At 72.7% G+C, this 23,766-nt stretch carries 18 protein-coding genes and 1 pseudogene; 14 read left to right on the forward strand and 5 right to left on the reverse strand.

What is annotated here, in order from left to right; genetic code table 11:
• The first annotated feature begins 45 nt into the window (after positions 1–45).
• Positions 46–1,524 carry an MFS transporter gene (locus tag SKED_RS10010; protein WP_012867033.1) on the forward strand — a complete coding sequence of 493 codons (1,479 nt, stop codon included), beginning with the start codon at positions 46–48 and terminating at the stop codon, positions 1,522–1,524.
• Between the two features lie 57 nt (positions 1,525–1,581).
• On the forward strand, positions 1,582–2,595 hold the full coding sequence (locus tag SKED_RS10015; protein WP_012867034.1) for a LacI family DNA-binding transcriptional regulator: 1,014 nt from the start codon (positions 1,582–1,584) through the stop codon (positions 2,593–2,595).
• 10 nt (positions 2,596–2,605) lie between these two features.
• Here the strand turns inward: SKED_RS10015 and SKED_RS10020 are convergent, their stop codons facing one another.
• Positions 2,606–3,589, reverse strand: coding sequence for a zinc-dependent alcohol dehydrogenase family protein (locus SKED_RS10020; RefSeq protein WP_012867035.1), 984 nt, complete (start codon positions 3,587–3,589; stop codon positions 2,606–2,608).
• Between the two features lie 284 nt (positions 3,590–3,873).
• Here SKED_RS10020 and SKED_RS10025 point away from each other — a divergent pair, with 284 nt between their 5' ends.
• The 10 genes from SKED_RS10025 to SKED_RS10070 all read left to right on the forward strand — a co-directional run bounded on the left by SKED_RS10025 (position 3,874) and on the right by SKED_RS10070 (position 14,387).
• Entirely contained in the window at positions 3,874–4,578 is a 705-nt protein-coding gene (locus SKED_RS10025; protein WP_012867036.1) for a ThuA domain-containing protein, read from the forward strand.
• The gene (locus SKED_RS10030) at positions 4,551–5,666 is read left to right on the forward strand and encodes a Gfo/Idh/MocA family protein (protein WP_012867037.1); all 1,116 of its coding nucleotides are present in this window, start codon (positions 4,551–4,553) and stop codon (positions 5,664–5,666) included. Before SKED_RS10025 ends, SKED_RS10030 begins: the two co-directional genes overlap by 28 nt.
• Entirely contained in the window at positions 5,663–6,862 is a 1,200-nt protein-coding gene (locus SKED_RS10035) for an endo-1,4-beta-xylanase (RefSeq protein ID WP_012867038.1), read from the forward strand. The genes SKED_RS10030 and SKED_RS10035 overlap by 4 nt, the downstream gene beginning before the upstream one ends.
• Positions 6,863–7,111: 249 nt before the next feature.
• Positions 7,112–8,791 carry an ABC transporter substrate-binding protein gene (locus SKED_RS10040; protein ID WP_012867039.1) on the forward strand — a complete coding sequence of 560 codons (1,680 nt, stop codon included), beginning with the start codon at positions 7,112–7,114 and terminating at the stop codon, positions 8,789–8,791.
• 78 nt (positions 8,792–8,869) lie between these two features.
• Complete coding sequence (locus tag SKED_RS10045) at positions 8,870–9,904, forward strand: ABC transporter permease (protein WP_081447964.1); 1,035 nt, start codon at positions 8,870–8,872, stop codon at positions 9,902–9,904.
• A gap of 11 nt (positions 9,905–9,915) precedes the next feature.
• Positions 9,916–10,836: a carbohydrate ABC transporter permease gene (locus SKED_RS10050; RefSeq protein WP_012867041.1), complete on the forward strand. Its 921-nt coding sequence runs from the start codon at positions 9,916–9,918 to the stop codon at positions 10,834–10,836.
• Complete coding sequence (locus SKED_RS10055) at positions 10,833–11,522, forward strand: hypothetical protein (RefSeq protein WP_012867042.1); 690 nt, start codon at positions 10,833–10,835, stop codon at positions 11,520–11,522. Before SKED_RS10050 ends, SKED_RS10055 begins: the two co-directional genes overlap by 4 nt.
• A complete protein-coding gene (locus SKED_RS10060; RefSeq protein ID WP_012867043.1) occupies positions 11,509–13,137 on the forward strand; it encodes a glycoside hydrolase family 43 protein in 1,629 nt (542 codons plus the stop codon). The genes SKED_RS10055 and SKED_RS10060 overlap by 14 nt, the downstream gene beginning before the upstream one ends.
• Before the next feature lie 81 nt (positions 13,138–13,218).
• On the forward strand, positions 13,219–13,623 hold the full coding sequence (locus tag SKED_RS10065; protein ID WP_012867044.1) for a (R)-mandelonitrile lyase: 405 nt from the start codon (positions 13,219–13,221) through the stop codon (positions 13,621–13,623).
• On the forward strand, positions 13,620–14,387 hold the full coding sequence (locus tag SKED_RS10070) for a carboxymuconolactone decarboxylase family protein (protein WP_012867045.1): 768 nt from the start codon (positions 13,620–13,622) through the stop codon (positions 14,385–14,387). The genes SKED_RS10065 and SKED_RS10070 overlap by 4 nt, the downstream gene beginning before the upstream one ends.
• An 87-nt stretch (positions 14,388–14,474) precedes the next feature.
• Here SKED_RS10070 and SKED_RS10075 read toward each other — a convergent pair whose 3' ends face one another.
• Both SKED_RS10075 and SKED_RS10080 read right to left on the reverse strand, forming a co-directional pair.
• On the reverse strand, positions 14,475–16,676 hold the full coding sequence (locus SKED_RS10075; RefSeq protein WP_012867046.1) for a methyl-accepting chemotaxis protein: 2,202 nt from the start codon (positions 16,674–16,676) through the stop codon (positions 14,475–14,477).
• A gap of 162 nt (positions 16,677–16,838) precedes the next feature.
• Positions 16,839–17,819 (reverse strand): ArsR/SmtB family transcription factor, encoded by a 981-nt coding sequence (locus tag SKED_RS10080; RefSeq protein ID WP_012867047.1) that lies wholly within the window; start codon positions 17,817–17,819, stop codon positions 16,839–16,841.
• 172 nt (positions 17,820–17,991) lie between these two features.
• Between SKED_RS10080 and SKED_RS20730 the strand changes: the two are divergent.
• Positions 17,992–19,032, forward strand: a pseudogene (locus SKED_RS20730) (MFS transporter); the annotation flags it as partial.
• 162 nt (positions 19,033–19,194) lie between these two features.
• Here the strand turns inward: SKED_RS20730 and SKED_RS10085 are convergent.
• Together SKED_RS10085 and SKED_RS10090 are read right to left on the reverse strand one after the other, a co-directional pair.
• Positions 19,195–20,400: an NAD(P)/FAD-dependent oxidoreductase gene (locus tag SKED_RS10085; protein WP_012867049.1), complete on the reverse strand. Its 1,206-nt coding sequence runs from the start codon at positions 20,398–20,400 to the stop codon at positions 19,195–19,197.
• Positions 20,401–20,522: 122 nt separating this feature from the next.
• Positions 20,523–22,034 carry a DNA polymerase IV gene (locus tag SKED_RS10090; RefSeq protein ID WP_052293884.1) on the reverse strand — a complete coding sequence of 504 codons (1,512 nt, stop codon included), beginning with the start codon at positions 22,032–22,034 and terminating at the stop codon, positions 20,523–20,525.
• A gap of 405 nt (positions 22,035–22,439) precedes the next feature.
• Between SKED_RS10090 and SKED_RS10095 the strand changes: the two genes are divergently transcribed.
• A complete protein-coding gene (locus SKED_RS10095) occupies positions 22,440–23,681 on the forward strand; it encodes a branched-chain amino acid ABC transporter substrate-binding protein (RefSeq protein WP_012867051.1) in 1,242 nt (413 codons plus the stop codon).
• Positions 23,682–23,766 lie beyond the last annotated feature (85 nt).

Raw genomic sequence — 23,766 nt, forward strand, 5'->3', positions numbered from 1 at the left:
TAGATTCATTCCGTTCCGGTGCGGAACATTAAGCGAGGAGCCCTCATGCCTGACCTTCCCCCCACCACCGACCAGGCCCTGCCAGGCTCCCCACCCGGCGTCCCCTCGCCCGTCGGTGGCGCCAGCGTCTTCTCCCCCAGGCTCCGAGGCTTCACGCTCGGCATCCTGCTGAGCGTCGGCGCGGTCGCCTTCGAGTCCCTCGGCGTCGCGACCATCCTCCCTGCCGTCGCCGGCGACCTCGGAGGGCTCGGCGGGTACGGCTGGGGGCTCTCGGCGCTCATGCTCGCGAACATCGTCGGGACGGTCGTCGCCGGCACCGACATCGACCGCCGCGGCCCCGCCCGGACGGTGCTCGTCGGGAGCCTCGTCTTCGCGGTCGGCTGCCTCGTCGCCGGCCTGGCCGAGAGCTGGGGTGTGTTCGTCGCCGCCCGTGCGCTCCAAGGGCTGGGGGTCGGCGCGATCATGGCGTACGCCTACTCCCTCGTCGGCGTCGCCTACCCGCGCCACCTGCAGGCCGTCATGTTCGCCTTCCTGTCCTCGGCCTGGACCATCCCCTCGCTCCTCGGCCCGGTCTTCGCCGGGGTCGTCACCACCGCCCTCGACTGGCGCGTGGTGTTCTGGGCCATCGCCCCGGTCACCCTGCTCCTGCTGCCGCTCGTGCTCCCCGGCGCGCGCCGGGTCTCGCGGGAGCGCTCCGCTGAGACCGCGAGCGCGAGGACCATGGCCACGCCGCGACGGCCCCGCGTCTCCGCTCCCGTCTGGTTCTCGGTCGTCCTGGCCGCAGCCACGAGCGTGCTGCTGCTCGGCCTCGAGGCCGACTCCCTGCCGCTGCTGGTCACGACGGTCGCGGCCGGTCTGGTCGTCGCGGTCGTGGCACTGCGCAGGATCGTGCCCGCGGGGACGCTGCGTCTGCGACGCGGTGCGCCGTCGGGCGTGGTGGTCCGCTTCCTGCTGTGCGGCGTCTACTTCGGGTCCGAGGCGTTCCTCCCGCTGGGCCTGACGAGCGTGCACGGCCTGGACGTCACGACCGCCGGGCTGGGGCTCGCCGCCGGGGCCCTCGCCTGGACGGCCGGGTCCTTCGTGCAGGCCAGGGTCGACGCCGCCCGGCCCGGCACGCGGGCACGGTCGGTGCGCCTCGGGTTCTCGGCGCTGCTGGTCGGCGAGCTCGTCATGGGTGCGGGCGTCGTCCTCCCCGACGTGTGGGCCGGGTGGGCTGTCGTCGGGTGGACGGTCGCCGGGGTCGGGATGGGTGTCGCCTTCAACGCGTCGACCTCGGCGACGATGGCCGAGACCGCGAACACCTCGGCGGGGAGCATCAGCGCGAGCCTCCAGCTGGCCCAGACGCTCGCGACGGCGGTCGTGGCCGGTGTCGGCGGTGCGGTGGTCGCACGGCTGGGGACGACCTCGGGGGCCTTCGGCACGGTCTTCGCCGTCACCGCTGCGCTGGGGCTCCTCGGGGTCCTGGTCGCCGGACGTGTGACTGCGCAGGCCACCGGACGCAGCGAGGACACGACCACCCGCTGAGGACACCCGCGCACTGCACCGTGTACACCGCGTACGTCGAGGTGGCACGATGCACGCGTGCGCACCCCCTCGGCCTCCCCCACCCTCCTCGACGTCGCCCGTGCCGCCGGGGTCTCGCGGGCGACGGCGTCACGGGTGCTGGCCGGGCAGGCGAACGTGGACCCCGCGCTCGCCGCACGCGTCGTCGACGCCGCCGAGCGGCTCGACTACCGCACCAACACCGCAGCCCGCGCCCTGCGCAGCGGGTCGACGGGTTCGGTCGCCGTCGTGGTCCCGAACAGCGAGCTGGACGGCCTCTCTGGCCCGTTCGTCGGTGCGCCGCTGCGTGGGGCCACCACGACGCTGTTCGCGCAGGGGCGCCAGCCGGTGCTGCTCCTCGACGACGGGCTCGCCACGGGCCAGCTGCTCCGGTACCTGACGGGACCCCACGTCGACGGCGCTGTCGTGATCCTGCACCACGAGACGGAGACGCTGTTCCGCCGGCTGCACGGCCTGACCATCCCGGTGGTCTACGTCGGGCGCACGAGCGACGAGCTCGCGGCCGACGCCAGCTTCGTCGACTGCGACAACTACGGCGGGGCGCGTGCCGCGACCCGGGCGCTCCTCGAGGCTGGTCGGCGACGTCTCGCGACGATCGCCGGCCCCGCGACGTACCGGCCCGTCACCGAGCGCCTGCGCGGCTTCCTGGACGAGCTCGCCGCCTGGGGCCTGGCCCCGGGGCCCGTCGTCCACGGGGAGTTCAGCATGCCCGCGGGGGCTGCCGCCGCCGCACAGCTGCTCCAGCGCGCCTCGGTCGACGCGATCTTCGCCCAGTCCGACCTCCTCGCGGTCGGCGCAGTGCGGATGGTCTCGTCGGCCGGAGGACGGGTCCCTGACGACGTCTCGGTCGTCGCCTTCGACGACACGGTGGTCGCAGCGACCTCGGACCCGCCGCTGACCTCGGTGCGCCAGCCGCTCCAGGAGATGGGCGCCCGCGCAGCGGAGCTCTTGCTCCAGATGATCGCAGGCACGACGACCGAGCCTGCGCAGGTCACGCTCCCGACGACGCTCACGACCCGCGCCTCGGTCTAGGCCGACGACGTCACGGCGCCGTGAGGATCTCGACCGCACCCGCGTCGGCGTGCAGGCCGGCTCGGAAGGCGTCGGGCAGGTCGGACAGGGCGACGCGCCGGGTGACCTCGGTGCGCAGGCGCCCGGCGTCCAGGTGCTCGAAGACCGGGGCGAAGAGCGCAGGGAGCGCGAGTCTCGGCACCGTGTGGACCGTGTCACGGAGCCGGAACATCTCGACGTGGCGACCGTCCTGCGGCACGAGGCTCCTCCCTGCCAGCGGCACCCCCGAGAGCAGGCCGTAGAGCACCAGCACCCCACCGGGGCGGAGCATCGGCACGAGCCGGTCTCCCACCGTGCCGCCGACGCAGTCGAGGACGACGTCGACGCCGCGCCCTCCGGTCGCCGCCCGGACCTGGTCGGCCCACGAGCTGTCCTGCGTGCTCACCAGGGCTTTCCACGGTGCTGCCCGGCTGTCGGTCCACCCGGGCTGACGGCGGTGCAGGCCGACTGCGTGGATCCCACGGAGCGCCAGGAGCTCCGCGAGATGGCCTGCGACGGTGGAGGTCGCAGCGGTCACGACGACCTCCCGCACCGGCGGAGACGAGTACCTGTCGACCAGGAGCACCGCTGTGAGCGGGTTGACGTAGGCGAAGCACCCCGAGGTGTCGTCGAGGCTCTCGGGGACCGGGACGCACCACGGGTGCTCGACGGTCCTGAGCTCCTGCCACGTGCCGGCAGACCCGATCGGCAGGACGCGCGCCCCCAGCGCCGACGGCGGCACGAGACGTCCGGCGTGCACGACCTCCCCGACGCCCTCGAAGCCGGGGACGAGGGGGAACCGCGTGCGCGAGCCGTAGGCCCCGGAGACGGTGATCTCGTCGGAGGGGTTGAGCGCGGCGGAGGTCATCCGCACGATCACCTCGTGGTCACCGAGGGTCCGCTGCGCGGGCAGGTCTCGTACCGAGACGACCTCCGCGAGCGGTCCTGGTCGTGCGGCGACCGCCCCGAGCGTCACGGGGCGCTCCGGTCCGCGTGCGTCGTCAGCGGGTCCACGCGAGGACCCTACCGGGAAGCGGACGGCCCGTGCTGGACCCGGCACGGGCGGGCTGCCGAGCTACCTCGGCACACCCTCTGGACATCGCCGAGACCGTCGTGCATGATCGTCCGAGAGATCGATCTCTCGCGGCGACGGTGCCGCTCTCCGGACCGACCCAGCAGGGCGACGACGCCCAGCCGGCGGCCCGGGGCCCTCGCCGTCGACGCCGCTGCGGAGACCCACGACGAGAGGAACGCCCAGAGATGACACGCCGAGCACTCGTGGTCCGAGGGGGGTGGGACGGCCATGCACCGCAGGCCGCGACCGACCTCTTCGTGCCCTTCCTGCGCGAGCAGGGCTTCGAGGTCCAGGTCGAGGAGGACAACGAGGTCTACGCCGACCCCGACCTCATGGCGGCCACCGACCTCGTCCTCCAGTGCGTGACCATGTCCGAGATCAGCGGACCCGCGCTCACCGGCCTGCGCGCCGCGGTCGAGGCCGGGACGGGGCTTGCGGGGTGGCACGGCGGGATCGCCGACTCCTACCGCAGCAGCTCGGACTACCTCCAGCTGGTCGGCGGGCAGTTCGCCACCCACCCGGGCCGCGCTCCCGAGGACCGCCCCGGGGACGCGAGCGACAACTACCTGCGGTACACGGTGAACATCACCGCGGAGGGGCGCGAGCACCCGGTCACCGCCGGGATCGAGGACTTCGAGCTCGACACCGAGCAGTACTGGGTGCTGCACGACGACCTCGTCGACGTCCTGGCGACCACCACCCACCCGGTCCGCCCCTGGCACCCGTGGCACCGGCCGGTCACCTCCCCCGCCGTGTGGACCCGGCTCTGGGGCGCCGGACGCGTCTTCGTCGCCACCCCCGGGCACTCGCCCGAGGTCCTCGACGACCCGAACGTCCGGACGATCGTGGAGAGGGGGCTGCTGTGGGCGAGCCGCACGGAGTCGGAGTAGTCGGGCTGGGCGTCATCCTCGACGCCTACCTCACCACGCTCGCGGAGCACCCCGGGATCCGCATCGCCGCAGTCGCCGACCTCGACGCGTCGCGCGCCGAGGCGGTCGCAGCACGGCTGCCCGGGACCCGGGCCAGCACGGTCGACGAGCTCCTCGCCGCTGACGACGTCGAGACGGTCCTCGACCTCACCACGCCCGGGGCGCACGCGCAGGTCGCCCTCGCCTGCGCGGCGAGCGGCGTCAACCACTACGGGGAGAAGCCGCTCGCCGCGACGCTCGACGATGCGCGAGCCGTCGTCGACGCCGCGCAGCGCGCCGGGGTCCGCCTCGGCTGCGCACCGGACACCGTGCTCGGCACGGGCGTCCAGACGGCGCGGGCCGTCGTCGACGCCGGCCTCGTCGGGCAGCCCACCGGGGCCGTGGCCACCTGGGTCTCCCCGGGGCACGAGGCCTGGCACCCGAACCCCGACTTCTACTACCTGCCCGGTGGCGGCCCGCTGCTCGACATGGGGCCCTACTACCTCACGAGCCTCGTCCACCTGCTCGGCCCCGTCGTCGCCGTGACCGGCTCTGCGGGCCGGCTGCGCGACACCCGGACCATCGCGTCCGGACCGCGGGCCGGCGAGGTGATCCCGGTCGGGGTCGCCACCCACGTCGCCGGGACCCTCGAGCACGCCGACGGGGCGATCTCCACGGTCACCGTGAGCTTCGACGCCGCCGGGACGCGTGCCCGGCCGATCGAGGTCTACGGCACCGAGGGTGCCGTCGCCGTCCCCGACCCGAACACCTTCGGCGGCGAGGTCGAGCTGCTCACCCGCGGCGGGACCGCGTGGGAGACCGTCGCGCCCCGTGCCGGGTTCGTCGACTCCTCGCGCGGCGTCGGGCTCCTCGAGATGGTGGGGGCCGCCGGGCTCGGCGGAGCCCCTGCCGAGGCCCGAGCCAGCGGCGCGGTCGGCCTGCACGTCATGGAGGTCATGACCGGGCTGCTCGAGTCCGCAGTCTCCGGGCGTCGCACGACCATCACCAGCGCGCCCGCCCGCCCCGCGCTCGTCCCGCTCACGCCGTCCGGCACCTGGCGGCTCTCGTGAGCCTGACGCACCGGACGGGGACCGCCACGGTCTGCGTCACCGACACCGCCGGAGACCCGCGAGCGCACCAGGACTTGACGGTCGCCCAGACCCGCCACGCCCTCGAGCTCGGGTGCGCGGCCTTCGAGGTCGCCGACGCGTCGGAGGGGTACCAGCGCCTGTGGCTCGACCTCTTCGACACGGCGACGCTCCCCGTCTACTGGGGGCGCTTCGAGCCCGAGCGCGGAGCCCCGCGGACCGCGGAGCTCCAGGCCACCGCCCGGTGGTTCGCCGACCGGGGCGTCCGGCTCAAGGGCCACCCCCTCGTCTGGCACACCGTCAAGGCGCCCTGGCTCGACGCGCTGCCGCTGGCGGAGGCCGAGGACCTGCTGCGCGGGCGGGTCCGGCGCGAGGTCGGCGACCTCGCCGGGCTGATCGACTCGTGGGACGTCGTCAACGAGGCGGTCATCATGCCGCGGTTCACCAACGAGCCCGACGGCGTCCCGAACGCGGTCACCCGGATCTGCGCCGAGAAGGGGCGGACCGAGATGGTGCGCCTCGCCGTCGACGAGGCCCGGTCGGTCGGGACGTCGCCGCGGCTGGTCCTCAACGACTTCGACCTCGGCCCGGAGTACGAGCGGCTGGTCGAGGACGTCCTCGACGCCGGCGTCCAGATCGACGCGATCGGGCTGCAGTCCCACATGCACCAGGGCTTCCGCGGCGAGGATCACCTGCGGGAGGTCTCCGACCGGTTCGCGAGGTTCGGCCTGCCGCTGCACTGGACGGAGGTCACGCTCGTCTCGGGCGACCTGATGCCCGCCGAGGTCGACGACCTCAACGACCACGTGGTCGACGCGTGGCCGAGCACGCCCGAGGGCGAGGCGCGCCAGGCCGACGAGGTGGTCCGCCTGTACACGACGCTCGTCGAGCACCCGGCGGTCGCGTCCGTCACCTACTGGGGCATGGGCGACGCGGGTGCCTGGCTCGGCGCCCCGGCCGGGCTGGTGCGTGCCGACGGCAGCCCGAAGCCCGCCTACCACGCCCTGCACGACCTCGTCCGCGGCAGCTGGTGGCTGCAGCCCAGGACCGTCCGCACCGACGCCGACGGGATGCTCCCGCTCGCCGGCTTCGCCGGGAGCTATGAGCTCGAGAGCGGCGGCGCCCGTGCCGACCTCGACCTCCGGACCGGTGAGCAGCACCTCGAGGTGACCCTGTGACCGGCTCCGCCAGCCTGCGACCTCCCTGACGCCGAGGCACCGGGCCGCCCCGGTCCTGCGCCTCCCCCGCACCAGTCACATACCCACGACCCGGCGACGATGCCGGGACCCGTCGCGAGCAGGACCGCCTGCTCGTTCCTCGGAGCGCCCCGAGACCGACCGCGCCGGTCGTCTCTCCCAGGCTCCGGGGCTCACCACCGCACACCCGTTCGACTGCACGACTGACACCCGGTCTCAACGAGGAGAATCATGGTTCCTGTCATCTCTGCACCCCCTGGCCGACGCCCGCTCCTGGTCCGCGGCTGCGCCGTCGCCGCCGTCTCCGCGCTCGCGCTGGCCGCCTGCTCCGACGGCGGAGGTGGCGGCAGCAGCGCCGCCGGCGAGCCCGTCGACCTCACCTGCGCCGTCGACGACTACGCAGCCGACGAGCAGTTCACCTCCCCCGAGCCGATGGAGGTGAGCATGCTCTGGACCGACTGGCCCGAAGCCCCCGTCAAGGACACCTGGCAGCTCTTCGACGAGATCGAGGAGCGCACCAACGTCCGCATCACCACGACGCACATCCCGTTCAGCGACGCCCTCGAGAAGCGCAGCCTCCTCATCAGCGCGGGCGACGCCCCCACCGTGATCCCGCTCGTCTACACCGGTGACGAGCGCCAGTACGCGGCCTCGGGCGCCGTGCTGCCCATGAGCGAGTACGTCGACTACATGCCGAACTTCCAGAAGTACTCCGAGGAGTGGGACCTCACCGGGATGCTCGACAACCTCCGTCAGGACGACGGGCGCTACTACATGGCGCCCGGCCTCCAGGAGGTGTCGGTCCCGACCTTCACCCTCATCATCCGCAAGGACGTCTTCGACGAGGTCGGCGCCCCGGCCCCAGAGACCTGGGAAGACCTGCGCACCGGTCTCGAGCTCGTCAAGGAGAAGTACCCCGACAGCCTCCCGCTCGCCGACGGCTTCGAGGGGGCGGCGATGCTCAACTATGCCGCGCACGCCTTCGGCACGGTCGCCGGGTGGGGCTTCGGCAACGGCATGTTCTACGACGAGGCCTCCGGCGAGTTCGACTACGCCGGGACCTCGGACGGGTACCGCGACATGCTCGAGTACTTCCACGGGCTCGCCGAGGACGGCCTCCTCGACACCGAGTCCTTCGTCGCACCGAACGACGGCACCGGCACCGTGATCGAGAAGGTCGCCGCCGAGCAGGTCTTCGCGGCCTCCGGCGCCTCGGGCACGGTGCAGGAGTTCGCCACGGCGCTCGACGCCGCAGGGGTCACCGACTACGAGCTCCTCCAGGTCGCCCCGCCCACGGGAGACTCCGGCGACACCGTCGAGCCGAGGAACTTCTGGAACGGCTTCATGATCACCTCGCAGGCCGCGGACGACCCCGACCTGTGCAGCACGGTCCAGTTCCTCGACTGGCTCTACTACAACCCCGACGCGCGCGAGATGCTCCAGTGGGGCGTCGAGGGCGAGACCTACACCAAGGACGCGGACGGCACGATCACGCTCGACCCGGACCACTCGTACGAGGCCTACAACCTCAACGTGGGCTCCACCACGGACATCAAGAAGGACCTCGGCTTCGGCTCGGACGTCCTCGCCGGGTCGTCGGAGTCGCGTGCCCTCAAGGAGTCCTACAACCAGCCGGAGTTCGTCGAGTACGTCGACACGGTGCTCGAGACCAGGACGCCTCGCGCCCCGTTCCCGCCCGCGCCCCTCGACGAGCTCGAGCTCGAGCAGGCCTCGCTCCTCGGGACCCCGCTCAAGGACACCGTCGACACGGCGACCCTGCAGTTCATCCTCGGCGACAGAGACCTCGGCGAGTGGGACGCCTACGTGTCGCAGCTCGAGAGCCAGGGCCTGCCGGGCTACGTGGACCTCGTCAACGGCGCCCGCGAGCGCTTCGCCGCCGACAACGGCTGATCAGTGCGACGCGGCCCCGTGGGGAGGGACGTGCTGGTCCTGAGCCCTCCCCCGGGGCCCCTCACGGAGGGGTGAGTCATGAGAGTCACGCACGAGAGCACGTCGCCACCTGACGGGAAGGTCGCCCCGACGGTGTCCCCGACGGCGCCACGGGAGGAGAGCCAGACCCCGGCTGCGCGAGACCGTCGGCGAACCAGCAGGAGGGCGTCGCGGGTCCCGTGGCGGACGGCGCTGCGTCGCGACTGGGCGCTGTACGCGATGGCGCTGGGCCCGGTGCTGTTCCTGCTGCTGTTCCGGTACGTCCCGATGATCGGGAACGTCATCGCGTTCCGGCGGTTCCGGCCCGGGGGGAACATCTTCGGGGACGAGTGGGTCGGGCTGCGGTACGTCGAGCTGTTCGCGACAGACCCGATGTTCTGGAAGGTCTTCACCAACACGGTGGTCCTGGGCGGGCTCACGCTGCTGTTCTGCTTCCCGCTGCCGATCGTCCTCGCGCTGATGCTCAACGAGGTGCGGGTGCGGGCGTTCAAGCGGACCATCCAGTCGATCACGTACCTGCCGCACTTCTTGTCGGTGGTGATCATCGTCGGCATGACCATGCAGATCCTGTCGGTGCAGGGGACGGTCAACCAGATCTTCACGTCTCTGGGCGGTGAGGCGATCCCGTTCTTGCAGCGACCCGAGTGGTTCCGCGCGATCTACGTCGGGACCGAGGTCTGGCAGACGGTCGGCTGGGGCACGATCCTCTACCTCGCGGCGCTGTCGACGGTCGACGCGTCGCTCTACGAGGCGGCCCGGATCGACGGGGCCGGCCGGTGGCGCCAGACGTGGCACGTGACGCTGCCCGGCATCCGCCCGACGATGGTCACGCTGCTCATCCTCAACATCGGGATGTTCCTCAACGTCGGCTTCGAAAAGGTCCTGCTGCTGTACAACCCGCTCACCTACGAGACGGCGGACGTCATCTCGACGTACCTGTACCGCGTCGGTCTCGTGTCGAACAACTTCAGCTACGCGGCGGCGATCGGCCTGTTCCAGGCGATCATCGGCCTCGTGATGGTCCTGAGCGCGAACCTGGTGTCGCGCCGAGTGGTAGGAGCGAGCCTGTGGTGACCCAGAGCGCGATGACGTCCCCGACCGCCTCGCCGCGGGGCGGACGCCCGGTGGGCGTGCGTGACAGCCGTGGCTACCGGACGTTCACGTGGGTGAACGGCACCCTCCTGCTCGTGGTGTGCGCGGTGATGCTGTACCCCTTCGTCACGGTCGTGGCGCAGTCGTTCAGCGGTGCGGGTGCGATCAAGGCGGGGATGGTCAACGTCTGGCCGGTGGACTTCAACGTCGACACCTACAAGGCCGTGGCGCAGAACGACGTGTTCTGGCGCAACTACCGCAACACCGTCCAGTACACGGTGGTCGGTACGACCATCGCGATGGCGCTCACGACCGTCTTCGCCTTCGTGCTGTCGAAGAAGCACCTGCGGGGCCGGACCTTCCTCATCTGGGTCGCGGTCTTCACCATGTTCTTCAACGGTGGTCTGATCCCCAACTACGTGCTCATCACGTCGCTCGGCATGAAGAACACCATGTGGGCGCTCGTGCTGCCGGGGGCGATCTCGGTGTTCAACCTGCTGGTCATGAAGTCCTTCTTCGAGAACCTCCCCCGGGAGCTCGAGGAGGCCGCGCAGATCGACGGGCTCGGGTGGTTCGGCATCTTCGGGCGCATCGTGCTGCCGTTGTCCAAGGCGGTCCTCGCCACGATGGTGCTGTTCTACTCGGTGGCGATCTGGAACGACTGGTTCGCGGCGTTCCTCTACCTGGACGACCAGGACCTGTTCCCGGTGACGCTGTTCCTGCGCAACCTCGTCGCGGGGGCGTCGACGTCGGCGTCGGAGGGTGCTGCCCTGGCGGGGACGACGACGGCGGCGATCTCGGCGAACATCCAGGCGGTGACGATGATCCTCACGATCATCCCGATCCTGTGCATCTACCCGTTCGTCCAGCGGTACTTCGTGTCCGGCGTGATGCTCGGGTCGGTCAAGGGATGAGCGCCGCGCAGGTCGGTGTCGCGACGGGTCCGCTGTCGCAGCTGGCGCAGGCGGTCTACCAGCACGCGGCGCTCGCCGTGTGCCTGGCGGTCGGGTGCACCCCGACGGTGCTGGTGGTGTCGCTGCTGTCGGTCGCTCCCGGCAACGCGGCGTTCTTCGTGCTCGCCCAGCTGCCGGTCGCACCGGTGCTCGCCGCGGGGCTCTGGGCGGTCCGGGGCTGGCGCGACGACCCGGAGGAGGGCCCCTTCGTGCTCGTCTGGCAGGGACTGCGCCGCAGCGCGGTCGACGTGCTGCGCTGGTGGGCCCCCACCGTCCTCGCCGCGACGGTGCTGGCGGTGGACGTGCTCGCGTCCGGCACGGTCCCGGCCGCCGAGGCGCTGCGGCCCGTGGCGCTCGTGCTGGCCGGGGTCCTGGTCCTGTGGTCGGGCCACATGCTCGTGGTCACGACCTTCTTCTCCTTCCGCACGCGGGACGCCGCACGGGTGGCGGCCGTGATGCTGCTGGCCCGGTGGCGGGTGACCCTGGTCCACGTCTCGCTGCTCGTCGTCGCCGTCGGGGTGACCGCGCTCGGCTCCGACGCGATCCTCGCACTGTCTGCCTGGGCACTGGTCTCGATGCTCGAGGTCGTGTCCCGTCCTGTCGTCACCGACACCCGAGAGAGGTTCACCCCGCATGCCGACCACTGACCCGCACGGACGTGCCGCCGTCGACGCACCCGAGACCCCTCCGGCCTCCCGTCTGCCCTGGCGGGGCGCCACGAACCCGGTGCTGCCGGGCTTCCACCCCGACCCGTCGGTCTGCCGCGTCGACGACGAGGAGGGCACCTGGTACTACCTCGTGACCTCGACCTTCGAGTACCTGCCCGGGCTGCCGGTCTACAGGTCGCGCGACCTCGTGTCCTGGGAGCTCGTGGGGCACGCCCTGCACCGAGCCGGGCAGGTCGACCTGTCGTCGGTGCGGGACTCGGGCGGCATGTTCGCCCCGACGATCCGGCACGACGGCTCGAGGTTCCTCGTCCTGTGCACCCTGGTCGACGGACCTGCGGGGGCGTCCGGGAACTTCGTGGTGACGGCGCGGGACGCCGCCGGGCCGTGGTCGGACCCGGTGTGGTGGCACGACGAGGGGATCGACCCGTCGCTGCTCGTCGACGACGACGGTCGCCTCTGGGCGCACGGGACACGGGGTGCCCAGCCGCAGGAGTGGGACCAGCAGACGTCGGTGTGGGTCCGTGAGATGGACCGCGAGTCGCTGCGGCTGGTCGGCGAGGAGCGGGTCGTGTGGAGCGGCGCCGTGCGCGGTGCGGTCTGGGCTGAGGGTCCGCACCTGTTCCGTCGCGACGGCCAGGTCTACCTCGTCGCGTCCGAGGGCGGGACGGCGTTCCACCACGCGGTGTCGGTGGCCCGAGCAGACTCGCCGCTCGGACCGTACGAGGGGTACGCCGGGAACCCTGTCCTGACCCACCGGCACCTCGGTCAGGGCAGCGAGGTGGTCAACGTGGGCCACGCCGACCTCGTCGACTCCCCCGACGGCTCGACCTGGGCCGTCGCCCTGGCGAGCAGGCCCGTCGGCGGCACCGACGTGCTGGGCCGCGAGACCTTCGTGCTGCCGGTGGAGTGGCAGGACGGCTGGCCCGTCTTCGCCCCCGGTGCCGGTCGCCTCGTGCCCGAGCCATCTCACCCGGCGCCACGGGTCGGGCCCGTCCGGGCCGGCACGACGCACGACGCCAGGCGCCCAGACGACCGCACGAGATCGCTCCTCGCTGTGCGTCGGTACCCGGACGAGGTCGCGGAGCAGGGCCCGGGAGGATCATGGACGATCGACGCGGGGGCTGGCCTCTCCGAGCGACGGCCGGCGTTCGTCGGGTACCGCCTGGCAGACCTGCCGGCCCGCCTCGAGGTCGAGGTGGACGAGGTGCCCGACGGGGCGACGGCTGCTCTGGCCCTGCGCTACAGCAGCGCGGCCTGGGTGTCGCTGGGCGTCGGTCCTCGCGGCTCGGCGACCGAGGTGGTGGTGGTGAGCTGCGAGGGTGGGGACGAGCACGTGCTCGCCGCGGTGACGGTCCCAGGTCCGCCGGTCGGCCGGCTCGTCCTCGACGTCTCCGGGCTGCGAGCGGCCGGCACCTGGGTCCCGGCCGAGGGGGCGCCCGTCCCCGTGGGCACCGCGGGGCTCGACGAGCTCGGGGCGTCGGCCTCGGGCGGTTTCGTGGGCGTCGTCTACGGCGTCGTCGCCGAGGGCACCGGGATGGTCCGTGCGCGCGGGCTGGAGGCCGGACCTCTGCCGGTGGCCGACGGCATGCCCTAGGGGCACTGACAGGCCCTCCCTCCCCCGGGGCCCGCGGTCGTACGGTCGAGAGGAGACATCGTCCGACCCGAGGAGCGCAGCGTGCAGATCGAACCGACCACCCCCACCGTGAAGAACCCGCCGGAGCAGTTCGCCGGCGACGTGTGGCTCGACGTCGTCGCGGCGCCGCACACCGAGGACCAGCGCATGACCGTCGCGACGGTGCGCTTCGCGCCGGGCGCCCGCACCGCGTGGCACTCGCACGCCCGAGGCCAGTACCTGCGCGTCACCTCCGGAGTGGCCCGGTTCGGTGACCGCGAGGGCAACGTCATCGAGGTGCACGCCGGTCAGACGCTCTACACCCCGCCCGGCCAGGAGCACTGGCACGCCGCCGGGAGCGAGGGCTTCATGGAGCACCTGGCGATGCTCGAGTCGGGTGACGACCCCGCGACGACCACGACCTGGCTCGAGCACGTCTCGGACGCCGACCTGGCAGGCCAGGCGTGACCCGTCGGCCGGGTGCGGCGGCCAGGGCGGAGCGCGCCACACTGTTCAGGGACGAGGCGTCCCCGTTCGCGGAGACCGACCCCGAGCTCGTCGCGTTCTACGACGACCTCGCCCTCGACGAGACCCTCCGCAAGGTCACGACCGACCTGTCCCGCGCGGACCGGCTGACCTACCAGCTCGGGGCCCTCGTGGCGGTCGGGGCCGTCACCGAGTTCCGCGGGCTCCTCCGTGCCGCGCTGGACAACGCCGTGACGCCCGTCCAGGCCAGGGAGGTCGTCTACCAGGCGGTCGCGTACGTCGGGATGGCCCGCGCCGCGGACTTCGTCCGTGCGACCGACGACGTGCTGACCGAGCGCGGCGTGGCCCTGCCGCTCGAGGGGATGTCGACCACGACGCCCGAGACCCGCGCGACCGACGGACTCGCGGTGCAGCAGCGGATCGTCGGCAAGAGCACGGTCGAGAGCATGTACACGAACGCGCCGGCCGACGCGCTGCGGTTCCAGGAGCTGCTCTCCGCGAGCTGCTTCGGCGACTACTACACGCGGGGCGGGCTCGACGTGCAGCAACGTGAGCTGCTGACCTTCTCGATCCTCACCGCCCTCGGCGGCGCCGACGCGCAGGTCGCCGGGCACGTCCAGGCCAACCTCAACGTCGGGAACAGCCGGGCCACGTTGCTCGACGTGCTCACCGTCCTGCTGCCGCTCGTCGGGTACCCCCGCACGCTCAACGCCCTGGCCGCGGTGAACCAGGTCGCCCCGGCCTGACCGCACCGCACCGGGACGCACCGATCAGCACCTCGGTCGGGATGAGCACGGCCCCGGGACCGGACGAGGTCCCGGGGCGGTGCTGTCTCACCGTGCGACGAGCGTGAACTCCCGGACGCCGTCGGCGAGCTCGGCGGCGACGCGACCGAGGCCGTCGACGACGTCGCGGACCTCGCCGACCTGCTGCGAGGTCGCCTGCGAGGTGGTCGCGACCAGGGCGACGTTCTCCGCGATGTCGGTCGAGCTGCCGGCCGCCCGCACGAGGTTGCGCTCGATCTCGGTGGTGGTCATCACCTGCTGCTCGACGACGGCCGCCACGGAGGACTGCCGCTCGTTGACCTCGGTCATGGCCTGCGCGATGCGGGAGATCCCGACGGTGACGTCGCCGGCGTCGGTGGTCACCGCGTCGAGGACGGGGGTGATCGCGTCGATCGCGCGTGCGGTCTGCTGCGAGAGCTCCTTGACCTCCCCGGCGACGACCGCGAAGCCCTTGCCCGCGTCGCCCGCGCGCGCCGCCTCGATGGTGGCGTTGAGGGCGAGCAGGTTGGTCTGCTCCGCGATGGTCGTGACGGTGCGCAGCACCGCCGCGATCTGCGACGACGACCCGCCGAGCCGCTCGGCGGACTCCGACGCCTCGGAGATGAGCGTGACGGCGCGCGCCGCCTGCTCGGAGGCTGCACGGACGTCGTGCCCGACCGAGTCGATCGAGGTGCGCATCTCCGTCATCGCCGCGGTCACGGCCTGCACCTCGGACGAGACGACCGACGCGGAGCCGGCCGCCTCGGAGGCGCGCTCCTGGGCGTCGGAGGCGATGCCCTCGAGGGCGCGGCTCGAGCCGCCGAGGCCCTCGGCGGTCGCGTCGAGCGACCCGGCGCTGGCCTCCATGCGCTGCACGGCCGTGCGCATCCCGTCGACGGCCTCGCGGAGCGCGACACCCATGGTGCCGATCTCGTCGGAGCCCTCGGGGACGACGGTCACCGAGAGGTCGCGCCCGGCGACGCGGCGGAGCGCGTCGGTGAGCCGACCGAGCCGCGCGGTGATCCGCCCGGACGCCCAGACGACGAGCCCGGCGATGAGGGCGGCGACCACGACCCCGACGAGCGCGAGGTTGCGCAGCAGCTCGGCCGAGCCCGCCTCGAGCTGGCGAGGCACGGCCTCCAGGTCGGAGTCGAAGCCCCAGGCGGCGATGGTCCAGCCCCAGGCGGGGAAGGACCCGGCCTCGACGGTGGCCCGCCCCTCGGTCGGGAGGGTCACGGTGGTCTGGACGTGCCCGCCGTCGGCAGCGGCGAGGGCATCGGTGATCTGCTGGGTGTAGGCCGAGCCGTCGGCGTCGGTCGCGTCGAGGGCCGAGTCGCCCTCGCTCGCGCCGGGCGGCGGGACCACGTAGGCACCGGCGGCGTCCGTGACGGTGACGTAGCCGACGTCGCCGATGGCGATCTGCGCGAGCGCGGCGCGCAGCGGAGCGTCGACGTCGGTCTGCGGCAGGCCGACGAAGATCGCGCCGACCACCTCGCCGGACGCGTCGGTGAGCGGCCCGTAGCCGGTCACGTAGGTCTCGCCGACCACCTGGGCGGTCCCGAAGTAGCTCTCGCCGGACAGCAGCGCGGAGACGACGGCGTTGGGGCTGCCGTCGGCGGCCTTCGCGGCGATGTAGGTGCCAATGGCCCGCGCACCGTCCGCCGTCGGGACCGTCGTCGCGACCCGGAGCATGTCGCCGGTGCCGTCGACCCGCTGGAAGACCGTCACGGCCTCGCCGAGGAGCTCGGCGATGTCGTCGACGACGGGCGTGGCGGTCGAGAGGTCGGTGTTCTGGCCGAGCCACGTCCCGCCGACGCTCATGCGCGGCAGGGTGACGTCGGTGGCGTCGCCCGTGGTCTGGTTGGTCGCCCGCCAGGTGACCGGCGCACCGAGCTCGACTGCTCCCTGGGTCGCGAGGACCTGCTGGGCGACGCCGAGGTCGGACTCCAGGCGGGAGGTGACGGTCGCGACCTGGGTCTCGACGAGAGACTCGGCCTGCAGGACCGTGGTGGTCAGGGAGGAGCTCGTGAGGGCCCGGACGTCGTCGCCCGCCCTCCCGGCGAGCGTGGCGCTCTGGTAGGCGCCGGCGGCGGTCAGCAGCACCGCGGTCAGCGCGACGGAGCCGACGCCCATGACGAGGAGCTGCGCGCGCAGGCCGAGGCTGCGTCGCGCGGTGCTGGTCACGGGGGCGGAGGTGGTCGAGGCGGCGTTGCCGGGCGAGGGTGCGTGGGCGGTCGAGAGGGGCCCGGTAGGGCTCGTCGAAGGTCTCACTGGGGTAGGTGTCCTCAGATCGGAGGGGGCTGTCGACGGCTCTGGCGACGTGCGCCCCGCGTCTAGAGGCGACAGTCCCTCATCGACTTCCCAGCAAGGGACTTAAGTCCTTCGATGGCACATCACCCCGTGTCGCACGGCACACCGTCCTGGAAGACGACCTCACGACCACGGACCCAGGTCGCGGTCGTCCCTGCCCGCGAGCTGCTCACCGAGGTCGCTCGCGACGTAGAGCACCGACCGTCCGTGGCGGGCGCGGGACAGCAGCCCGACGTCGTGCAGCACGCGCAGGTGCTGGTTCACCGCGCTCGTGCTCACCCCGATCCGCAGCGCGAGCTCTGTCGACGAGGCAGGCTCGCGGAGCGCTGTCAGCAGACCGGCACGCGTCGTCCCGAGCAGGTCCGCGAGCGCGCCGCTCCCCCGTGCCGGTGCGGGGTCCCAGAGCGTCGCGGAGCCGCGGACCGGGTAGATCACGCAGGGCCGTCCGTCGTCGGTCACCGGTGAGGAGACGTTCTTGGTGAAGAGGCTGGGGATGAGCGTCAGCCCGGCTCCCGCGACATCGACGGTCCGCACCCTGGGGTCGCGGAGCGCGAGGGAGAGCGTCCGCCCGTCGAAGCTCACGGCGGGAGCGAGCCCGGCGAGCATCTCTCCGAGACCCGCACGGCCGGTCGTCCGACCGCGGAACACGATGTCGGCTTCGAGGAGGGTGCGCATCCTGGTCCAGGTGGAGCGGAACGACATGTCCCAGAGCTCGCCGACCGCGTCGACCACCCTCTGGCGGACGTCGGTGGCAGGCCCGCGCAGGGCCGCGGGTCGGGTGGTGTGGACGGCGTCGAGGTCGTGGTCGAGGCGATCGGGGTCGAGGGTCGCGAGCGCTGCGATCTCGTCGTCGAAGCGGGTGAGGGGCGTGGTCGGCACGGGGTTGAGGAAGTCGGGGACCCAGCTCCTGGTGTCGACGAGGGAGCGCAGGACGTCGAGCGCGGGTGCGGGGAGCTCTTCGGTGACGCGTCGCACCCAGCGCAGGTGCACCGGATAGCGCGCCGGGTCGCTCAGCGCGCGCAGGGACAGCCCGAGCTCGTTGAGCGGGGAGAGCCCGAAGCGGATGTCGGCGAGGTCGGCGTCGGACAACGAGTAGCGGAGCATGAAGCCGTAGTCTTCATCATTGTGCGTGCTCCGTCGAGCAGGGTGAGATCGCAGCATGCCCACCACCGACGCCCCGCCCACCGAGCGTGCGCGCACCCGACACCTGGCCTCCGAGCTCTCCTCGACGTTCCGTCCCGCCGATCCCGTGGCGCGCGCCCTCACCGCGGCGTCGATGTCCCTGACCGTGGCCAACGGCATGTTCTACGCCGTGTCCGCCCTGCTCTTCACGCGGGCGATCGGTATCCCGGTCGTGACCGTGGGGCTCGGCCTCACGGCGGCCGGGGCGGTCGGGGTGCTCACGTCGCTGTGCGCGGGGTTCCTCGCCGACCGCGTCGGAGCGCTGCGCCTGCTCACGCTGTGCGTCGTCGCGCAGGGGCTGTCGCTCGCGGCGTTCTCCGTGGTCGACGGGGTGGCGGCCTTCGTCGCTGTCGCCTGCCTCGCGACGGGCACCCGGCAGGCTGGGGCGTCCGCACGGTCGGCACTCGTCGCGCGGTCCTTCACGGGGCCGTCCAGGGTGGAGATGCGGGCTCGCCTGCACGTCGTGGTCAACGTCGGGATCGGGGTCGGGACCTGCGTGGCCGCGGCTGCGCTGCTCGTCGACACCCCGGTCGCGTACCGGGTGAGCGTCCTCGTGGTCGGCTGCGTCGCCGCCACGGGCGCGGTGCCGCTCGTGCGGCTCGCGCGCAGCTCCGCGGCCCGACGCACGGCCGGGCCCGCTCCTGACGAGCCCGAGACCGGCTCCACGGTCTCGCCCGGTCGCTCGCCCTTCCGCGACCCGCAGTACCTCGTGGCGGTCGGCCTGACGAGCGTCTTCGCGGTGCACTTCGGGCTGCAGACCGTCGGGCTGCCGCTGTGGGTCGCCGAGCACACGAGCGTCCCGTCGGTGATGATCTCCGTGCTGCTGGTCCTCAACACGGTCCTGGTGGCGCTCTTCCAGGTGCGGTTCGCCCGTGGTGCGACGACCGTCCCGGCCGCGGCGCGCACCATGACCCGTGCCTGCGTGGTGCTCGCCGTCGCGTGCGGCCTCTACGCTGCTGCCGCCGTGGGGAACGTCGCCCTGGCCGTGAGCCTGCTCGTGCTGGCGGCCGTCGTCCACGCCGCGGCCGAGCTGTGGGGCGAGGCCGGCTCGTGGACGCTGTCCTTCGACCTCGCCGACGAGCGCACGGCCGGGGCCTACCAGGGCGTGAGCACGATGGGCTACGCGATCGCCATGATGGTGGCGCCGCTGCTCGTGACCGCTACGGCCCTCAGCCACGGCACCGCAGGGTGGGCCGCGCTGGCTGCGCTGTTCCTCGTCGTCGGGCTCGCCTTCTTCGCCGGCTCCCGGTGCTGGGCTCCGCACCGGGACCCCGCAGCCCGCGCCGGGCTGCAGGGGTCAGACCTTCCCCTGGATCAACCGGCGGAAGTAGACCTGCGGCTCGAGGAACCTGTCGAAGGCCCAGGTGAGCAGGCGCGGCTTCACGAGGTCGACGAAGGGCACCGACGGCTGCGAACGCCCGGCGCGGTCGAACTCGGCGAGCAGCAGCCTGCGCCGTGACGTCGTGACCGGGGCGATCGAGTAGCCGTCGTACCGCTGCATGGTGCCGCCGGTGCGCCGGGCGGCGATGTTGCGGGCCACCACGGGGACCTGCTTGCGCAGCGCGCCGCCGGACGGCAGGGCGTCGAGGTCGGCGACGTCGCCCAGACCCCACACCCGGGGGTGCTCGGGGTGCTGGAGGGTGTGGGGGTCGACGCGGAGGAAGCCGCCGTCGTCCGTCGTCGCCAGGCCGCTCTGCGCCACCCACGCGGGTGCGCGGTGCGGCGGTGCGACGTACAGCGCGTCGTAGCCGAGGGTGAGGGGGTTGCGCCCGGGTGCCACGTCGCGCTGCTCGGCGACGAGGTGCCGGGTCTGGGCGTCGACGGAGGTGACGGTGGTGGCGAGCGAGACCCGCACGTCCCGCTCCTCGAGGGCCTGCCGCAGGCGCTCGTCGGCGCTCTCGAGGTCGACGAGACGGTCGCTCTCGACGAGCAGCTCGACCTCGATGCTGTCCCGCACGCCGGTGTCCTCCCAGTGGTCCAGGGCGAGGAAGAGCGGCTTGAGCCCGACGGGTGCGCAGGGCACGTGCCTGTCCGAGATGACGAAGACGGCACGCCCGGCGGTGAGCGTCGACAGCATCTCCCACGTGTCGACGGCCGAGGCCGGCAGGTAGCTGGTCGCCGCGTAGGGCGTCCGGACCGCTGCCTCGGAGCCGGGGATCGCGTCCCAGTCCACCTGGGAGCCTGGGCACAGCGCGAGGTCGGTGTAGTGGAGCTCCCCTCCCCCGGCGAGCACCACGACCGACCGCTCGGGGTCCACCGAGGCGACCGAGTCACGCACCCAGCGCACGCCGTCGGGGAGCACGTCCTGCTGCGGTCGGCGCAGGTCGTCGAGGGTCGCCTGCCCTCCTGCCACGTAGGACAGCAGCGGGCGGTAGTGGTGCTCGTGCCGCGGCTCGACCACCACGACGTCCTGGGCTCCGTCGCGGCGCAGGCGACCGGCCAGGGACAGTCCTGCGTTGCCGCCGCCGACGATGACGACGTCGTGGTGCTCGGGGGTGCTCATGAGGGGTGGGCTCCGCACTGCTGGGAGGTCGTGGGGTCCTCTCGCACGCTACGCGCAGTCACCCGTCGGCGCGGCTCGAGAGCCCTGGCGCCGCTGAGAGGCCCGAGCCGCTCGAGGCGCGCTCAGTCCTCACCCGGCTCGGCCGCGGCCTCACCGACCGCCGGGTCCGTCACCTCGGCAGCGGCCGACGCCTCGCGACCGTCGGGACCGAGCGCTCCGACGAGACGCAGGTCCTCGGTGCGCGGGTCGACCCAGCGCTGGTAGCCCGGACCGGTCTGAGCCGTCTCGAACCGCACGGCCACGCGTCCGTCGTCACCGAGGTGCACCACCCACCCGCGACCGCGGTCGGTCTCGACGTCGAGACCGGGCGCCAGGTCCGCGGCGGTCACACGGGTCGGGACCACGGTGGCCGGACCGTCGTCGGCCACCGCCGTGAGCGTCCCGTCGTCCGCAGTGGTGGCCGTGGGCAGGTCGCCCAGGAGCGCCGCGCCGTCCGTGGTCCCGGCCGCGAGCGCCGCCTCGGTCCCGTCGCCGCCGAGCGGCAGCATGAGCTGGGAGTGCGCGGAGAGCCCGTGGAACGAGACGCCGAGCAGCCGGACGGGCTCGACCACCTCGGCGAGGTCGAGGGCGCGTCGGGCGGCCTCGCGCAGTGCGTCGACGTCGGAGGTCGGGCGGCTCAGCGTGACGGACCGGGTGATGGTGGTGAAGGACGCGACGCGGACCTTGACGACGACGGTGCGGGCGGCGACGCCGTGCCGGTCGAGGCGGCGCAGCGCGGAGTCGGTGACCCCGTCGAGGGCGGCGGCGATCGCGCGGCGGCCGTGGAGGTCGTCGTCGAAGGTGTGCTCGGCGCCGGCGGACTTGCGCTCTCGGACGGTGGTGACCGGGCGGTCGTCCCAGCCTCGGGCGATCCGGTAGAGGTTGGTCCCGGCTGCCTCGCCGGTGGCCATGACGAGGGTGTCCATGGGCTGCGCGCGGAGGTCCTCGACGGTGCGCACCCCGAGCTGGTCGAGGCGTGCGGCCGATACCGGTCCGACGCCCCAGAGCGCGCGGACGGGCAGCGCGAGGAGGAAGGCGTCCTCGTCGGCCGGGTCGACCACCTTCACGCCCCCGGGCTTGGCGGCCTCGGAGGCGAGCTTGGCGACGAGCTTGGAGCGCCCGAGGCCCAGAGAGACGGACAGCCCGGTGCGCTCGTGGGCCCGGCGCCGGAACTCGAGCGCGAGGGCCTCGAGGTCGGCGCTCGAGCCTGGCAGGTGGTCGAGCTCGGCGAAGGCCTCGTCGATGCTGATCGCCTCGACCTGCTCGCTCACCTCGCGGAGCACCTCCATGATCTGGGCGGAGTACGCGGAGTAGGCGTCGAACCTGGGGACGACCACCGTGGCGGTCGGGCACATCCGGCGCGCCTGCTCCATGGGCATGGCGGACCGCGCCCCGTAGGCGCGCGCCTCGTAGGACGCGGTCGCGACGACGCCGCGCGGGCCGACACCGCCGACGAGGACGGGGCGGCCGCGCAAGGAAGGGCGCTGGTGCTGCTCGACGCTCGCGAAGAAGGCGTCGGCGTCGAGGTGGGCGATGGTCGGGCGGGCCCGCATGGCGGGCGGGCGGGGTGCGCCGGTGACGCGGTCGAGAGGCACGTCGGGACGTCCTCCTTCACTGACGCGGCGGGTGAGATCTTACGCCCGGCCGCAGACACGCCCCGAGGGGGCGGCGTCTCGCAGGACGGGAACGCGCCGACCTGTCGAGAAATGTTTAGTGACCGCAGTCACAATCCCGACCTGGGATTTTGACCGATCCTTGACGTTCTACGCACCTGGGGCAGAAAACTCACCCGTGCAGAAGCGTGCCTTTTCCGTAACACTGACGCAACACCGAGCGCCGCTGGCCGAAACACACGGCCACCAAGGTGTGGGTACCACGGAGCCGAGAAGAGTGCACCGTCGCACGCTGTCCACCGAGGACCCACACCCACCGCACCGCCAGCTCCACCTCGTCGCACTACCCAACACCCGGCCCCAGGGGGCCCAAGCGGAGGTCATGAGATGCGTCTTCACGCTCGACGTACACCCCAAGCACTGGCGATCGTCCTCGCCACCACCCTCGTGCTGACTGCCTGCGGGCAGAAGTCCACGGACGACGAGACGGGCTCGTCGCCCGGCGCCAGCGCCAGTGCCACCGGCGGCCTCTCCATCGTCCCGCTCGTCCAGATCGACCCCGAGGGCGTCGAGGTCGAGGCGTCCACCGGCGACACGGCGGTCGACCCGGCCGGCGACGGTACCGCGACCTGCGCGGAGGGCACCACCATCGCCATGGCCGGCGCGCTCACCGGCCCGAACGCGGCGCTCGGCCAGAACATCCTCAACGGTGCACAGCTCGCGCTGGACAAGCACAACGAGGCCAACGCCGACTGCCAGGTCGCACTCAAGCAGTTCGACACCGAGGGCGACCCGCAGAAGGCCACCCAGGTCGCACCGCAGATCGTCGGCGACGCGAACGTCCTCGGCCTCCTCGGCCCGGCGTTCTCGGGCGAGACCAAGGCGACCGGCGACATCTTCAACCAGGCCGGGCTGCTCTCGCTGTCCGCGTCGGCCACCAACCCCGACCTCACCACCCTCGGGTGGAAGACCTTCTACCGCGGCCTCGCCAACGACGCCGTCCAGGGCCCGGCCGTCGCCAAGTACATGGTCGACACCCTGGGCTACGCCAAGGTCTGCGTGGTCGCCGACAACTCCGACTACGGCATCGGCCTGGCCGAGCAGATCACCGAGGGCCTCGGCGACGCCGCAGACACCTCGTGCTCCGCCTCCGTCAAGACCGGCGACAAGGACTTCGCCGCCGCAGTGCAGATCATCAGCGGCGCCGAGGCCGACGCGGTCTTCTACGCCGGCTACTACGCCGAGGCCGCACCGTTCGTCCAGCAGCTGCGCGACGCCGGCGTCGAGACCACCTTCGTCTCGGCCGACGGCACCAACGACCCGCAGTTCGTCGAGCAGGCCGGGTCCTCGGCCGACGGCGCGATCCTCTCCTGCCCCTGCGGCCCCGCCCCGGACGCCTTCGCGACCGAGTACGAGACCGCGTTCAGCCAGGCACCCGGCGTCTACTCCGTCGAGGGCTACGACCTCATGACCATCATGCTCGCCGGGATCGACTCAGGCGTGACCGACCGTGCCGGGCTCGTCGACTTCGTGTCGAGCTACTCCGGCGCCGGGCTCGCCCGCAGCTACGAGTGGACCGACACCGGCGAGCTCACCTCCGCACTCATCTGGATCTACGACGTCGAGTAACCGCAGCCGCACCGCCGGCAGCTGACACCGCGCTCCCGGCCCGCCCTACCGGCGGACCGGGAGCGCGACTGCTTGCGGACGGACG

The organism is Sanguibacter keddieii DSM 10542 (genome assembly GCF_000024925.1).
GTDB classification, from domain to species: domain Bacteria; phylum Actinomycetota; class Actinomycetes; order Actinomycetales; family Cellulomonadaceae; genus Sanguibacter; species Sanguibacter keddieii.

Bases quoted from the DNA above. Each gene is read 5' to 3' on its own strand.
- SKED_RS10010 (WP_012867033.1), top strand. From the start codon at position 46: ATGCCTGACCTTCCCCCCACCACCGACCAGGCCCTGCCAGGCTCCCCA.
- SKED_RS10025 (WP_012867036.1), top strand. From the start codon at position 3,874: ATGACACGCCGAGCACTCGTGGTCCGAGGGGGGTGGGACGGCCATGCA.
- SKED_RS10040 (WP_012867039.1), top strand. From the start codon at position 7,112: ATGGTTCCTGTCATCTCTGCACCCCCTGGCCGACGCCCGCTCCTGGTC.
- SKED_RS10045 (WP_081447964.1), top strand. From the start codon at position 8,870: ATGAGAGTCACGCACGAGAGCACGTCGCCACCTGACGGGAAGGTCGCC.
- SKED_RS10050 (WP_012867041.1), top strand. From the start codon at position 9,916: ATGACGTCCCCGACCGCCTCGCCGCGGGGCGGACGCCCGGTGGGCGTG.
- SKED_RS10055 (WP_012867042.1), top strand. From the start codon at position 10,833: ATGAGCGCCGCGCAGGTCGGTGTCGCGACGGGTCCGCTGTCGCAGCTG.
- SKED_RS10060 (WP_012867043.1), top strand. From the start codon at position 11,509: ATGCCGACCACTGACCCGCACGGACGTGCCGCCGTCGACGCACCCGAG.
- SKED_RS10080 (WP_012867047.1), bottom strand. From the start codon at position 17,819: ATGCTCCGCTACTCGTTGTCCGACGCCGACCTCGCCGACATCCGCTTC.
- SKED_RS10085 (WP_012867049.1), bottom strand. From the start codon at position 20,400: ATGAGCACCCCCGAGCACCACGACGTCGTCATCGTCGGCGGCGGCAAC.
- SKED_RS10095 (WP_012867051.1), top strand. From the start codon at position 22,440: ATGCGTCTTCACGCTCGACGTACACCCCAAGCACTGGCGATCGTCCTC.